Consider the following 14,502-nt stretch of genomic DNA (forward strand, 5'->3'; position numbering starts at 1 on the left):
CACGGCGGGGTCTCGGACGCCCCCGATCTCGCCCCGGTCGTGGCCTCGACGCCCTCGTCACCGGACGACGTCGCCCTCGAGCTCGGCGATGTGGTCGGCCAGCCCGAGGCGGTCGACGCCCTCGTCGTGGCCGCGGCGGGCGGCCATCACGTGCTCATGAGCGGCCCCCCGGGTGCGGGCAAGACGATGCTCGCACGGCGGCTCCCCGGCATCCTTCCGCCCCTCGACGACGATGCGGCCCTTGCGGTCGCGTCCGTGAGATCGCTGTCGGGCGAGACGGTCACGCGCCTCTCGCGCATCCCGCCTTTCGAGAGCCCGCACCACGGCGCGACGGCGGCGGCGCTCATCGGCGGGGGGTCGGGGGTCATCCGTCCCGGCGCGATCGCCCGGGCGAGCGAGGGGGTGCTGTTCCTCGACGAGGCAAATTGCTCTATAACAACCTGTCGGTCGACACGATGTTGCCCAGGTTGTATATTTGCCGTATCGACACCGACCCGTGGTCGGGTTGATCGCTTAGCTGCAGCGTCATAGAAGCCCCGCCGTTTCCCGTGGTCTCGGTCCTCCTCAATCACTCACCGATTGGAGGTCCGCGATGAGCGGCCTGTCTATCGCGGGATTCCCGCACAGCGTCACCGGCGCTGACCGGCGCGGCTTCAATGTCGCCGCCGACAATCTCCGATTCACCGCCGATGGCGTGAACCTCGATGTGCTCTGGAACGAGTTCCAGGGCGTGCTCAGCGAATGGAACCGTAGCCGGTCCGCATTCGCAGCCCTCTTCACGTCGAACACGATCGACCCGTTTTTCGACCTCCCTGCCGGGGAGAGCGACATCGAGTTCGACCTCCAGAGCGAGTTCGGAGTGCCGACTGCCGGTCGTCCGAACGTCGACGTGATCCGCGGTGGTTTGCCGCTGGTGTGGCGCGACAAGTCGAGCCGATTCACCCGCGCTTACCTGCGTGACGCCAGCGCCGAGCAGGTCCGAGGCCAGCACGCAGCGATGCTGGAAGCGGACAACCGTCGCGTGTTTCGCGAGGTGATGGCTGCGCTTACGACGCGTAGCGAGGTCGGCAATCGTTCCATCAACGAGAACGGCCAGCAGATATACGACCTGTGGGACGGATCGACTGGCGAAGTCCCGCCCTCGTACGCCGGTCGCACGTTCAACTCGTCGCACAGCCACTACCTCGTTTCCGGTGCCAACCAGATGGACTCCAAGGACGTCGAGGACCTGATTGCCACCATTCAGGAGCATGGCTACGGCGTTGCCGCGTCTGGCGAGCGCATCATGCTGCTGGTCAACCCGTTCCAGGCCGACGCAATCCAGACCTGGCGCGCGAACGCGCCCAATGCCAACGGTGTGGTCGCGAAGTACGACTACATCCCCAGCGTTTCGGCCCCGGCTTACCTCACCGAAGCGTCCATCGTCGGCGACGCAGCTCCCGCGGCGTTCAACAACCTCCCGATCATGGGTTCCTACGGGGACGCGTGGATTCACAAGTCGCCGTTCGTGCCGCTCGGCTACGTGATCGCGGTCGCGACCTCCGGAGCCGGCAGCGCGCGCAACCCGCTCCTGATCCGCGAGCACCGGACGCCCGGCGAGCGCGGACTCATTCTGCGCCGTTCGCAGGGCGGGGCGCACCCTCTCGTGGAGTCGATCTACGAGCGCGGCATGGGTGTGGGCGTTCGTCACCGTGGTGCTGCCGCGGTCATGCAGATCAAGGCCACCGGATCGTACGAGAACCCGGTCTGGTAACAAGACCGACCACGAGTCGGGTGCGTGTACGCGATGTACATCAAGCACGCACCGGAGTGCCGTCGTCTGGAGGGGCGACGGCACTCCACCAACGACCCGGCGCGAGCTGATCACCTCGCGCCGTGAAGATCCATCTTTCGTCGGGGGATCTTCACCGGGGCGCCACTCTTTCTTTCCTTCCGGTGGCGCCCTGGTAATCAAACCGGAAGGGAAGACCAGAACTTCCAGGAAGGGAAGACATCATGAAAACAGAATTCATCGACCTGATCGACGACACTGCTGCCGTCATCGAGGCGCTCAACTTCGTGAAGACCCGAATGGGCGCAAGTCGCCACCAGTGGCTTCACGAGCAGGACGTGTGGGTGCGCGAAGCTCTCACCGCGAGCACGACTGACAGCGGGTTCGAGAAGCAGCCCGACCCAGGCCGAGCGATCGTGGTCGAAAGCGTCACCACGAGCACGCTCGACACGGACGACTCTGTCTTGCGCGGTCGCCATTGGCGCTATGCCTCCGAAGTCGACGGTCCTCTGCAGGGCGTCGACATGATCGACGGCGGCCTAATCAGCTCCTGCCATCGCCACGAGGCCTTCGACCTCTTCGACCGGACTCGCGCCGTCGCCATCGTTTACATTCCGCGAGGTCGGTACATCACGGAGTTTGCGTTCTGCCAGGAGTGCGTCAACACGCTCGGCCTCCACGACGCCATCACTTACCCCAAGGCGGGCTGACCCGTGGTTCGCATGCGCCTCGAGAACAACGGCGACACCCTCGAAATCTCAAACTGGATGCCCACAGGCGTCCTGCGCCGAATCGGAGCATCCGGTTTTGGTATGGCTCCCACCGTGAACCGGTTCCGCGAAGGTGCCGCCGACGGCACCCGCTTCCGAGGACAGCGCAAAGGCGGACGAGTGATCAAGCTCCCTGTGGCCTTTCAAGGTGAGTCCGAGATCGAGATTCAGGACCTCATGCGCAAGCTGGTTCGGATTCTGAACCCTCGCGTCTCGCTGGCAACGCTGTTCGTCACATACGACGACGGAACCGAGTTATTCACGGACGTGGTCTTCGCCGGAGGTGGCGACCACATCTTCGGCGAGGGCACGAACTCACTCACCTTTGCAGAGTGGGATCTGACGTTGCAGTCGACCTCCGCCTACTTCACGTCGGCCGAGTCGGTGGACGTCAAGATCGACGCAGGAGGCAACTCCGGCCGAGGTCTGATCAAGACGGGGAGCATGGGCCTCTCGCGCCTTCGGGTGTCCTCGGCCAGCGTCATCGGCAGCGTCGAGGTCGACAATCCGGGCGACGCCGACGCCTTCCCGATCTGGCTCGTCGAGGGGCCGGGGCACCATTTCCACGCTGACGTGTATGGAGCCGGGTTCACGTATGACTCCGCAGTCGAGGTCGGCAACCCCATCACAGTGAACACCCGAGACAAGTCGGTCACCGATGTCAACGGGTCGGTTTACACCGGCCTCGCGGACGCGCCTCTCTTGTTCGCTATCCCGCCTGGTCGAACGACGATCAACCTGTCGATGCAGGACACGAACGGCCAGACGCGCGTTCGCCTCAACTTCCAGCCGCGCTACGAAGTGGTGATCTGAATGAGCAAGAAGCGCTGCACAGCGACGATCACGGTGAACAACCGCGGTCGCCAAGGGCAGCCATGCCGAGCGTGGGCCGTTTCAGGCTCTGACTTCTGCAACGGCCACACCGAAGACGGGGGCATCGGCCCTCGCGACGTGACGAAGATTGAACGACGCTGCATCGGCCGCCACGGAGACGGCGAGCAGTGCCGCAACGCCGCACTGCGCGGGCAGCGCACGTGTCGGTACCACGGCGCGAACAAGGCCTCGGCAGCGAAGGCACAAGACCTCCTCGACCGAATGGTGGAGCCGGTTCTGTGGGAACTCCGACGCATCGCGCTCGACGCCGAGACTTCGGAGGGGGATCGACTCCAGGCAATGCGCATGATTCTCGACCGCACCTTGCCTAAGGAACGCAAGGTCGAGGTGACCCACAAGCCGTGGGAAGTCACCCTGCAGGCGATCATCCGGCAGGCACCCGAGGGCGAAGCGATTCCGGGTGGCACGGTCGTTCCGCGCGAGCTGATGTCGGAGAACGTCATCGATGCCGAAGTCGTTAACGAGGGACAAGACCTCCACACTCCGACTCTCGAAGAGGTCGAGGCCCAGGAGCGCGAAGACCGGAAGCGTCGCATTACCGAGAGCGGACAACCGGAGTGGTTCAAGCAGGACCGGCTAGAGCAGTTGCGCAGGGAGTACCCCGACCAAGGCCGGCCGAATCTGCACAGCACTGTCGACTCGCGCAACGCGAGGTAGGAGGTCGCCACCATGCGACAGCACACACCGCAGCCGCCGCCCCGACGCGGGGAAGCTGAGTTCTCGTACCCGTCGCCCGAACACCCGGAGCCGACAGACTCGACGCTTCCCGCCTCACGAAAGTGGATCGGCGTCGTCAAGGGACGCACCGACAACGGCAACATCGTCCTCGGCTATGACTGACGATCAGCCGCGGTGGAAGTTCCGCATCAACGCACGTGCTGCCGGGTTTGGCCAGAAGACCCAGTACGAGGCAATCTGCCCAACGTGTCCGGACGAGTGGCACCGGAAGGATGGGTGCGACTGCCTCGCATTCGCGACCGCGTTCGAGGCTCGGCAGTTCATTCGCGACGCGAGCCAGGCGCTAGCCGTCGATGGCGCGTCAGGAACCGCCTGAGTCGATCTGACGCGCTAACACGTCGAGGACGGGTCGCGACAACACTCCAAGGCTGACAGCGTCAGACGGTCGCTCCTCACACGCTACGAAAGTTGACACGGCTCGTAGCAAGTGGGGGTTTACTCTAGTGCCCGCCTCGATTAATATGGGCAATAACAACAAAGCCGATCGGCGACCGCGACTGAATCTCTGTCCTCGTACCGAGGTCACATCGAATTAGGCGGACGAGGCTCAGACCTCCGCAGTAGTTGATAGCGGACAGACCCTCTGTTGAAGCACACCGACAGGTGGTGTTTCCAGTGGCTCTGCCCAAGACCCGTCAGATGGTCACCGAGATCGCTCTCGACCGTGGCCTTACCCGTGCCCAGATCGCTGCTGCGACCGGAATCCCGGTCTCGGCGTACTCGAACCACGCCAAGGGGCGACGACACGTCAGCCCGGACGAGGCGAAGGCTTACGAGGCGTTCTTCGGTCTGCCCATCCAGACGCTGTTCGATGATGACGTTCTCGCGTACGTCAACGACTGGCCTCCGCGCAGGGGCATGGGTTCTCGCAAGCATGACGTTGCCCGCGCTCACTCGCGTCTCGTCAAGGGCGTCGATGCCGACGCCGAGTACGGCGAGGACTACATCATGGACGTTCCCGCCCAGACCGTCCTGATGCAAATCCCCGACAGCTACGTCGACCAGGTGGTCGCGTTTCTCCGTGGCCTGGATGCGCGGTCGTGATCATGGCTACGACAACGCACAACGCCGCGATCTTCCGCCCGCGCGACCCCGAGCCTCGCCGCGCGATGCGACGCGACCTCACCCCGGTCTTCCGCGAAGTGGTTCGGGAGCATCGCGGACTGTCCGTCATTGAGCACTTCATCCGACGGGTCGCGAGGGGACTGTGAGCACGGTCAGGCCAGAGGCCGGCCGGTCTTCGCTTCGAGTGCTGCCCCTGCGTCCGGGCACCAACATTCCAGCTATCGCCGGATGGCCCGCGCGCGCAACGGACGATACGGCGCAAATCGAGGCTTGGCGTGAGCAAATCCCGGGATGCAACTGGGGGATTCTCACGGGCGGTGGGCTGGGGGTCCTCGACATCGATACCAAAAGCGCACCGGAGTGGTCCTTCGGTGGCTTCGACTCGCTCATCCAGGTCGAGGAACTGCTTGAACTCGACCTGGGCGACCTCCCGCTCGTCCAGACGGCGAGCGGTGCGCACCTGTACTTCCGGTACGACGGTGTCCTGCCATCACGGGTGCCGTGGATCGAGCACGTCGATCTCAAAGCGGACGCCGCGAGTGGGCAAGGGCATCAGGTTGCCGCGCCCGGGACGTTCCGCACGGACATACCCGGCGAGCCTCGAACCTACGAGCTGGTTCGCGGTGACCTGGCGAGCATCCCATATGCGCCGGAAGCGCTGGTGCGCGCCCTGCGCGAGTGGCGCGGGTCGAGCAATGGGTCATCGGGTGGGGGAGGGTCGAGCGTCGAACTTCCCGAGACTGACGTACTGCGAAGGACAGGGTTTCGGCTGGGCCAGCGCGACAACGGCTTCAACACCCTGATGTGGAGACTCGTTCGCAATCACTACCCGCACCTCGACCTCGTTCGGCAGATCGCGTACGAGATCTGGCGTGAGACCGATAATCCGCCGGGCGATGTCTTCCCGTGGTCGAAGGTCGAAAACCAGATGCAGCGCGCGGTGAAGTCCATTGGCCCCGACGTCGAGGCGCAACTCGCCTGGGCGAGCTCCCTGAGAGGTGCACCATGAGTGCGAAAACCTACCCGACCCACGACACCGGGAACGCGCAGCGGATGGCCGACAATCACGGCCACCTGTTCCGCTGGGTGACCGACTGGCAGACATTCATTCGATGGGACGGTCAGCGCTGGGAGCGACTGCCGGATCAAACGGCCATCGAAGGTATCGCCAAACTCTCGGCGCTCGACATCGCGGATGAGGCGCGAGCGACAACTGACGACGACACCCGCCGAGCGCTGATGAAGTGGTCGGCATCGTCGCTCGATATGCCGCGCATCCGGGCGTGCGTGAATGCGGTGAAATCTGTCGAAAAGGTCCGGATCGCATCGACTCGGCTGGACACTGCGCCGCATCTGTTGAACACCACGAGCGGAACCGTCGACCTGCGCACCGGCGTGATGCACGACCACGCACAAGAGGACCTGCTGACCCAGCTTGTCCCGCTCGCGTTCCGACCCGAGTTGATGCCGGGTTCGGGTGCACCGCTCGTTGCGCACGCGGAACGGGTTGCACCGAACTTCACGGCGTTGGTGCGTCGGGCCTTCGCTGTCGATACGACGGACGAGACGCTCGCGTTCATGCTGATGACGTTCGGCTACGCGGCTATCGGCGACAACCCCGAGCAGGTGTTCTTCATCCTGTACGGAGACACGAATACTGGTAAGTCGCAGACCCTCGAATGCGTGGCGCTGGTTCTGGGCCGCGACATGGCCGACGCGACCCTCAGCCCGGACCTGGTCTCCAAGACAAGGAACGGTGCGCACACCGAGGACGTGAACAAGCTCGCCGGTCGCCGGTTCGGTGCCATCGACGAGGTGTCAGACGACATCGACCTGAACGAGCAGGAGGTGAAGCGACTGACCGGTCAGCGCGAGAAGTCGGTGCGCGCGATCTACGGGCGCGCCCACACTGTCCCGAGGACGTGGACCGTGTTCCTCGCGTTGAACAGCATGCCGAACGTCGAGAAGTGGGACGCCGCGATCGCTCGTCGCGTGATCAGTGTCCAATCCGGCCCCACCGTGCCCGAGAAGGAGCGGCGTCCCGGCCTGGCAACGAGCATCGCGCAGTCAGAGGGGGAGGCGATCCTGGCGCTGATCGTCGCGGGTGGGATGGCCTACTACGGCATGGCCGAGTCCGGCTTGGTCTACAGCAAGTCGCGTCTGCCCGGACACGTCGCCCGTTCGACTCGGCACATCGAAGAGACCACGGATCACATCCGCCGGTTCTACGACGAATGGCTGGAAGTGGGCGAGGGGTATGAGACGCGGAAAGATCACCTGCTTGCGTCCTACACCTCGTTCCGAGAGTACAAGTCGGGTACCCACGGCTCACACGCTCTCACCACGCGTCTCGAAGAGATCGCGCGCAGCCAGGGTCACGGGTTCGTCGACCGGAACGGCTCGAACCGAAAGATGCTCGGCGTGCAGCTTCGCGCCGCGTCACGGAGCGACCAGGACGACCTCACACCGGGTCAGATGATGCATAGCTGAGCGTTTGAGCGCAGATGAGAGGGCGTGGGCTTCGGCTCGCGCCCTCTTTCTGTGAAGCAAGATGCAATAATGCAAAAAATATGGCCTATGCAATAAGTCCCCTATAGGGGTGTCAAAAATATACTTGGTGCATGGGATGGCTTTTTTGCATTTTTGCATCGAGCTGTATCGGCCCATCTGAGGGCTATGGTACGGATGGCCCATGGTACGGCTCTTAGCTTGTCTCGTGTGAGGGTGAGGAATGGGTGGAAACACCTGCCTCGCTCACAAGTAAGTCCGCCTCAAAGTGTCTGTATCCGTATGCGAGGACCGCAGAATTCCCGTGGTTGCATCGAATGTGACGTTGAATATTGTGGATATTGAACCCAAACCGAACGGTTAGGGTAAATGCCGCAATAGGAGCCGTTATGAAAGTCGTTGCATATCTCCGAGTGAGTACCGATCAGCAAGACACCAGTATGTCTGCGCAGCGTGACCTCATCGAGCGATGGGCTGCTTATCGCGAGCACGACATCGTGGCGTGGCTGTCCGACCCTGACGTTTCCGGTGGCACTGGCCTGGCTGATCGGGAGGGTGGGCGTGAGGTGCTACGAATGCTGGGCGCCAAAGAGGCTCAGGGCGTGGTGGTCACCAAGCTGGACCGTCTGTCCCGTGACGTGGCTGACTTCGCTACCGTGTTGAAGCAGTTCCGCAAAAAGAACTGGTCCGTTGCGACGCTGGACCTCGACATCGACACGGCCACGACCAACGGTGAGATGATCGCGCATGTCCTGATGGCGCTGGCTCAGTGGGAGAGGCGACAGATCGGCGACCGCACCCGTGCCGCGCTGGCCGAGTTGAAGCGCCAGGGCAAGCCGTACGGTGGCCGCCCCTCGAAGACTGACCTCCGCGGTGAGGTCGTCAACTACATCACCATGCGCCGCGACGAAGGTGCGGGGCTGTCACAGATTGCGCGCGAGTTGAACGAGGCTGGCCACCTGACCTCACTGGGCAACCGGTTCTATCCGTCGACCGTTGCCAAGCTGGTGGAGCGTGTCGCAGCATTGCGGGCCTAGAAGGGCGCACCTTCCTGTGGCGGCTCGGGAGCCGAGGAGCTTCTCAGCGTGAAGTTTGCGCTTCGCTTTGACTTTGCCTCATCCGTCCATGACAGGCGAACGTAGACGAAACCCTCTTCGTCTGTTCCTCGGATGGTTCCGCTGAACTCCCCATAAGCGATGCCGGACAATTTCGGCCAGTAGGCAGCATCATTGAACGCGAATGATCCGTAGGTTCCGTCCTCGTTGTCCATCCGAACTCCAACCGCGACGCTGCCGGGGACCAGGTTTTCGATGCGGTAACGGCTCAGACCGACTTGTCGATCATTGTCTGAGGTGACATTCGAGAGACGCCACCTCGGGTCCGGCGTCGGCACCTCGGGTGCCTTGACGACGTCGACGCGATTTGCTGTAGTGATCCAAGCGGGGTTGCCCGAATCCTTGACGCCGATGACCTTCTTCAGGCGACTTACTTCCTTCTCTAACTCGGTCATCCTGGTCGCGGAGGCCTCTTTCTGCTCATTCATCTGAGTCAAGATCGTCAGCACTACGTTAGGGATCGACTCGCGCACTGCATTGATAGCTGTATCAGCACGCTGGCCCATCGCCTGTCGAGCGCCATCGGCTTCCCGAGCCTTCTCCGCCACGGCCGCGAGCTCGCGCTCGTGTCGACGACTACTGACGGGCCGCCATGAATAGGCCCATCGCCATGCCCTGCGCAGACCCGATCGAACATGCGGCCCAAGACGCGGGAGGCGGCTGAACACGGCGACGATGACAATGACCAGAAGCCCGCCAATGATTGTCGCGCCGAGATTGCCGTCGGCCCACTCCCAGAAACCGTTCCAAACCACTTGATCTCCGTCTCAAACCCTATGTTCCTCAGATGAGACGGGTCGCGACCCGGCCTCAATCTTCGAAGAACTCATCTTCATCAACGAACTGTTCAGATCGAGTCACGCCCTCGTCGGCGCGATGAACGACCTTCACAAGTTCACGCAGAATGACCACCAGTCGCACGGCACCGTGCGCGGCAAGCAGCAGGCAAAGCTCGATAGTCCAAACGGATATCCCGAACGCTCCGACGCCAGCTGCGGTCGCCGCGAGAAGCGCACCAAAGGCGGCTACAAGCGGGGTCGTCACCACCGAGGTCCAGTTTCGTCGCAGACTTGTGGCGGCTTTCATGCGCACTTCCCGGAACCGTGCGTCCTCACTGCTGAGTCCAAACACGACTACTACGCCCGCGAAACCGCCGACCATCGCGGCCACGCCAGCCAACCCGAGTGCAAGCTGCGACAGTACTGAACGCTGATCGTTCTCGGAAAGCTCGGAGAAGAGCAGGCTCAGATCGAGGTCGTGGAACCATAGAGCGGAGACAGCGAACTGAACCGCGACGATCCCGACCAGCAGCGTTGTGACGACGGTTGGGTGATCGACGAACGTCGACAGCAACTTCTTCACCACGTGCATCACCCCCTGTGCGAGACGTTAGTCGGGGCCTCAGACACCGGGAGTGTTGTTGAACTCCTGCACGGCGTTAGACATCGCGACCAGAATCTCCTCGGTGGTCGAACGCTTGTCACGGTGGGTCTTCCAGTTCGCCTTCTTGGTGATCTTGTCGACCATCAAGTCGTGAGTCTCGCGCCTGAGGTCGCCGTCTTCGTTTTCGACGACCATGTTCACCTTGATCCGTCGCGCGAGTGAGTCTTCCTTGAACTTTGCCGCGATGCGCTTGAGCTGGTTTTTCTCCTGGGCGCTGCCGCCCTTGATCCCCAGTGACCACCCGACCATCAACGTACCCGTCTGAGGGCCTTCCGCCCGCAGGTTCTCCACGGCGTCGAGCAACGGGATGCCTCCATCTCCGTCGTCATCGGTGGCGATTTCTTCTTCAGAGTCGAGGTGAAACTCCACCCCCACCGCCCCTTCCGAGTTGAGCAGGCGTTCCAGCGCCGCGTCGTCGATGACAGGACGGAGTTCGATCGATTTTCCCTTGGTCACGTACCCGAGGGCCAACGTGAGCCAGTTCCCGATGGTCTCGGCTCTGGTCGAACGTCCTGGGCTCATGACGGCGACGCGACCGCCCGAGCCGAAGGGCACGACGAAGGTTGGCTCGGAGACTCGCAGGTTGTCGGAGAGCACCAGCGGTGCAACCGTCCCTGTTACGAGGTCCGTCTGCTCGATGTGCTCCGACCGGTCACGCAGCCGACCTACCTGCAGGTGGTTGATCGCGGGCGCGGTGGGACGAACCACCTGTCCGTAAAACTGGTTGCCTCGAATTGAGGTCGTCCGGTCCTTCGGATCTGTCTTCTCTTCGAGCTTGTCGAGCAGTCTCATCCAGAACGTTGCCTTCACGCGCTTCTCGGTCAGCGGCTTCGTCGCCGTCGCGGCCTGCACGACCCATGTGTCGTAGAAACGTACTTCTTTTGTCGCCATGCGGCAGATCCCCCCGGATTCAGTCGATTCACACTAATAGATCGACTGTGGGCCGCTTGAACTCGACGCGCTGATGGTGGCGAGGTCGTGCCTTCTTAGTCGGCATCAAATAGTGACGCCCCACTTGGTGACGATACGGACGCGACGTGCTGTCGCCTCGTTCATGCTCGCCTCGCGCGCGACGGCGTAATCCTCTGCGGACTCGTTGCGAAAACGCGGTCGCGTACGGGGCATGCCCTCGGGCCAACTGTCGACGATCACGGCGTCGAGGAGGAGCTTAAGGAAGGCGCGACGTCGACCGGGGGTCCAGGTCTGCCAGTCGACGCCATCAGCGAGTGCGTTCGCGATGACTGGCCGACCGAGCAGGCCGTTGATCTGGCCCTCGATGGCGTCGAGCGCGGCGTCGATCCGCTCGAACTCAGCGAGAGCCTCACGTTCGGTCTCGATGATGCCCGCGATGAAAGCGCGCTTCACGCGGTCCTTCTCGTCGCGGAGGGCAGCGCGTTCGGCTTCTAGCGCGTCTATCTTGGCGTCGTCCGCGGGGTCGGACTCGCCCATCCGCGTCTGCCAACGGTCGCTCTGGGACAGCGCCTTCGTCACGACATCGAACACGTACCGTTCGAGACGGTCGTGGCCGATGGTCACGCGCCCGGTGTCCTGTTCGACGACGACCTTCTCGCCCTTGCGTGTTACTTCACGCTTCACGCGAGGATGGTTCCGAGCGTCAGGGCCATGCACTCGCGCGAGGCAACCCAGCGTCGGTCCGTTCGCGTTGGTCTTCGTATTCGTCACGAGCGGCTTGCCACACTTCGCGCATACCGATAGCCTGCCTCCCATCGAGTGCTTGCCACCTTTGACGCCGGGGGAGTGCACGACCTTCCGTGATGGATCGGACAGCAGCGCGGTGAGTCTGTCGAATGTGCGAGCGTCGATGATGGGGTCCCACCCGACGACACCGGCTTTGGTCTCTCCGAGCATCGACCGGTTCAGCAGAATTGAGCGGAGGTTGGCCTGACGCCAGTGCTTTCCCGAGCGAGTGCGCACGCCCTTGTTGTTCCAGTCAGTGACGATGCTGTGCATCGGCTCGCGATCATCGAGCAGGCGTTTAGCTGCCTCTTTGATCCGAGACACTTCCGCCGACGCCGGGAGCAGCTCGCCATTCCGAGCCGAGTAACCGTAGGGAGGAATGCCTCCGTGCCACTTGCCTGTCTCTCGTCGCGCTTGCTTACTTCGCTTCTGACGCGCGCTGGCGCGTTCCGTCTCGCCCTTCGCTACGGCGACCTTGAGTCGTGCGTACAAGCGCCCGCCATCTGTCGTGAGGTCAGCTTCACCGTTCGCCGTGACGACGGACAGTGATCGTGCCGACTCCGCTGCGTCGATCCAGTCTTCTAGTTGGCGTGGCTGTCGCGTCAGTCGGTCGAGGTCCCAACAAACGAGGCCGGAGAATCGACCTGCGTGGTAGTCACGCACCAACCTGTCGTACTCGGGCCTCGCGACGAGCTTGTCAGCCGCAGTCAGGTTTCGGTCCACGTACTCGTCGGCGACTACCCAGCCTCGCTCCTTGACCAATCGACGCGAGTCCTGCAATTGCGTGTCGATTCCAACTTTCTTGCCGTCTCGGTCCACCGACAGGCGGGCGTAGATTGCGACGGCGATCTTTCCGTCCTTCACAGGTCAATTATCGCACATGGGTATTTTTGTGATCCCTCGCTGAGGGCGGCGAGTTCCCCGCCTCGGTTCTCGACGCACTCCGTCAACCGCTCGAGAGCGGCACGATCCACCTGCACCGATCGGGGGTCGCCGCGACCTACCCGGCGCGGTTCCAGCTGGTCGTGGCGACCAACCCCTGCCCGTGCGGGCAGCACGGCGTCCCCGGTGGGGTGTGCGAATGCGCTCCGCAGGCCATCCGCCGTTACACGCGCCGCCTCTCGGGTCCGCTGCTCGATCGCATCGACATCGACCTGCGACTGAACCGGGTGTCGTCCGCGCGCCGGGACGGCGACACACGCACGGTGAGCACAGCCCAGGCTCGTGAGGTGGTGGCCTCCGCTCGTCGACGGGCCGCGGAACGCTGGAGCGACACGCCCTGGCGTCGGAACGCCGACGTGCCGGGCACGTGGCTGCGCGGACCGGCGGCTCCGGACCCCGCGGTGCTGCAGCCTCTCGATGTGGCCCTGCGCCGGGGAGCCCTCACCCTGCGGGGGTACGACCGGCTGCTGCGGGTCGCATGGACCGTCGCCGACATCGCGGGTCACGACGAATTGTCGCGCGATGACGTCGGCCGGGCGCTGTTCCTGCGTCGGGGAGCGGCCGCGTGATCCCCGCCCTGCGCGATGAGGCCGCGGCACGGGCCGCCCTGCGCGGGCTTCGCCCCATCGACGAATCCGACCCGCTCGGCGCACTCGCGCGTGCCGTCTGGAGCGTCTTGATCGAGCCCGGCGACAGCGAGGCGGGGGCGCTCATCGCCGCCCGCGGGCCGCTCGACGCGCTGCGAGCGGCCGTCGACCCAGACGTCGATGAGCTCCGCGGAGCTCGAGCCCGGTGGATGCCGCGCCTGCGTCCCGGGGCGATCGACGAGGCGCTGGATGCCGCGCGTCGCTGCCGGGCGCGACTGTTGGTTCCGGGCGACGGCGCCTGGCCGGGTGGGTTCGACGATCTGGGCGCGCACGCGCCGGTCGCTCTGTGGTCTCGGGGGCACCCGGACGCGTCGGCCCGTGACGTCGTTGCGCTCGTCGGCGCGCGGGCGTCGACGGCGTACGGCGAGGGCGTGGCCGCGGATCTCGCCGCCGAACTCGCGGGGGCGGGAGCCACGATCGTCTCGGGCGCGGCCTACGGCATCGACGGAGCGGCGCATCGGGCCGCCCTGGGCGCGGGCGGGAGGACGGTCGCCTTTCTCGCCGGCGGCGTCGATCGGGCCTATCCACGCGGGCACGAGGTGATGCTCGCCCGCATCGTCGACTCGGGGGCCGTCTACAGCGAGGTGCCCTGCGGAACGGCCCCCACCAAGTGGCGGTTCCTCGCCAGGAACAGGATGATCGCGGCCATGGCCGACGCCGTCGTCGTCGTCGAGGCGGGTTGGCGGAGCGGGTCGCTGAACACCGCCGCCCACGCGGCGAGCCTGGGGCGGGCTCTCGGGGCCGTGCCGGGGCCGATCACGAGCGCCGCCTCGGCGGGGTGCCATCGGGTGCTGCGCGAGTTCGACGGCACGTGCGTGACGTCGTCTCGCGACGTGCTCGAGATGCTCGGGGTGACGCAGCTGAACCAGGACGCGGTCGCCGGGGGAGCGGGGGCGTCGTCGGAGAGGGGT

14 protein-coding genes and 2 pseudogenes are annotated in these 14,502 nt (G+C 64.2%); 12 read left to right on the top strand and 4 right to left on the bottom strand.

Features of this window, described 5'->3' with window-relative positions; translation table 11 throughout:
* From DBR36_RS15800 to DBR36_RS15840, 10 genes and pseudogenes are all read left to right on the top strand, one after another.
* Window positions 1-423 (top strand): annotated as a pseudogene (locus tag DBR36_RS15800) (ATP-binding protein); the annotation flags it as partial.
* A 169-nt stretch (window positions 424-592) separates the two neighbouring features.
* Complete coding sequence (locus DBR36_RS15805) at window positions 593-1,753, top strand: hypothetical protein (RefSeq protein WP_108320663.1); 1,161 nt, start codon at window positions 593-595, stop codon at window positions 1,751-1,753.
* A 242-nt stretch (window positions 1,754-1,995) separates the two neighbouring features.
* On the top strand, window positions 1,996-2,481 hold the full coding sequence (locus tag DBR36_RS15810) for a hypothetical protein (RefSeq protein WP_108320664.1): 486 nt from the start codon (window positions 1,996-1,998) through the stop codon (window positions 2,479-2,481).
* A 12-nt stretch (window positions 2,482-2,493) separates the two neighbouring features.
* Window positions 2,494-3,354, top strand: a complete 861-nt coding sequence (locus DBR36_RS15815) for a phage tail domain-containing protein (protein WP_146185402.1) — start codon at window positions 2,494-2,496, stop codon at window positions 3,352-3,354.
* The gene (locus DBR36_RS17420; protein WP_146185403.1) at window positions 3,355-4,092 is read left to right on the top strand and encodes a hypothetical protein; all 738 of its coding nucleotides are present in this window, start codon (window positions 3,355-3,357) and stop codon (window positions 4,090-4,092) included.
* A 12-nt stretch (window positions 4,093-4,104) separates the two neighbouring features.
* Window positions 4,105-4,275 carry a hypothetical protein gene (locus tag DBR36_RS17950; RefSeq protein ID WP_181373642.1) on the top strand — a complete coding sequence of 57 codons (171 nt, stop codon included), beginning with the start codon at window positions 4,105-4,107 and terminating at the stop codon, window positions 4,273-4,275.
* A gap of 537 nt (window positions 4,276-4,812) precedes the next feature.
* Entirely contained in the window at window positions 4,813-5,217 is a 405-nt protein-coding gene (locus DBR36_RS15825) for a helix-turn-helix transcriptional regulator (RefSeq protein ID WP_146185404.1), read from the top strand.
* Between the two features lie 205 nt (window positions 5,218-5,422).
* Entirely contained in the window at window positions 5,423-6,247 is an 825-nt protein-coding gene (locus tag DBR36_RS15830; RefSeq protein WP_181373643.1) for a bifunctional DNA primase/polymerase, read from the top strand.
* Window positions 6,244-7,728, top strand: a complete 1,485-nt coding sequence (locus DBR36_RS15835) for a phage/plasmid primase, P4 family (RefSeq protein WP_108320669.1) — start codon at window positions 6,244-6,246, stop codon at window positions 7,726-7,728. Before DBR36_RS15830 ends, DBR36_RS15835 begins: the two co-directional genes overlap by 4 nt.
* A 407-nt stretch (window positions 7,729-8,135) precedes the next feature.
* Entirely contained in the window at window positions 8,136-8,783 is a 648-nt protein-coding gene (locus DBR36_RS15840; protein WP_108320670.1) for a recombinase family protein, read from the top strand.
* Here the strand turns inward: DBR36_RS15840 and DBR36_RS17425 are convergent.
* From DBR36_RS17425 to DBR36_RS15860, 4 genes are all read right to left on the bottom strand, one after another.
* Complete coding sequence (locus DBR36_RS17425; RefSeq protein ID WP_146185405.1) at window positions 8,780-9,616, bottom strand: hypothetical protein; 837 nt, start codon at window positions 9,614-9,616, stop codon at window positions 8,780-8,782. The genes DBR36_RS15840 and DBR36_RS17425 overlap by 4 nt on opposite strands.
* A gap of 55 nt (window positions 9,617-9,671) precedes the next feature.
* A complete protein-coding gene (locus tag DBR36_RS15850; protein ID WP_146185406.1) occupies window positions 9,672-10,223 on the bottom strand; it encodes a hypothetical protein in 552 nt (183 codons plus the stop codon).
* Window positions 10,224-10,262: 39 nt separating this feature from the next.
* Window positions 10,263-11,195, bottom strand: coding sequence for a hypothetical protein (locus DBR36_RS15855; RefSeq protein WP_146185407.1), 933 nt, complete (start codon window positions 11,193-11,195; stop codon window positions 10,263-10,265).
* Window positions 11,196-11,300: 105 nt separating this feature from the next.
* Window positions 11,301-12,866 carry a recombinase family protein gene (locus tag DBR36_RS15860; protein ID WP_108320674.1) on the bottom strand — a complete coding sequence of 522 codons (1,566 nt, stop codon included), beginning with the start codon at window positions 12,864-12,866 and terminating at the stop codon, window positions 11,301-11,303.
* A 50-nt stretch (window positions 12,867-12,916) separates the two neighbouring features.
* Between DBR36_RS15860 and DBR36_RS18865 the strand changes: the two are divergent.
* Together DBR36_RS18865 and dprA are read left to right on the top strand one after the other, a co-directional pair.
* A pseudogene (locus DBR36_RS18865) lies at window positions 12,917-13,513 on the top strand (ATP-binding protein); the annotation flags it as partial.
* Window positions 13,510-14,502: DNA-processing protein DprA (gene dprA / locus DBR36_RS15870; RefSeq protein ID WP_375136091.1), on the top strand; the 993-nt coding region annotated here is incomplete at its 3' end. The pseudogene DBR36_RS18865 and the gene dprA, both read left to right, overlap by 4 nt.

The sequence above is a fragment of the Microbacterium sp. HMWF026 genome (assembly GCF_003061325.1).
Taxonomy (GTDB): Bacteria; Actinomycetota; Actinomycetes; order Actinomycetales; family Microbacteriaceae; genus Microbacterium; species Microbacterium testaceum_E.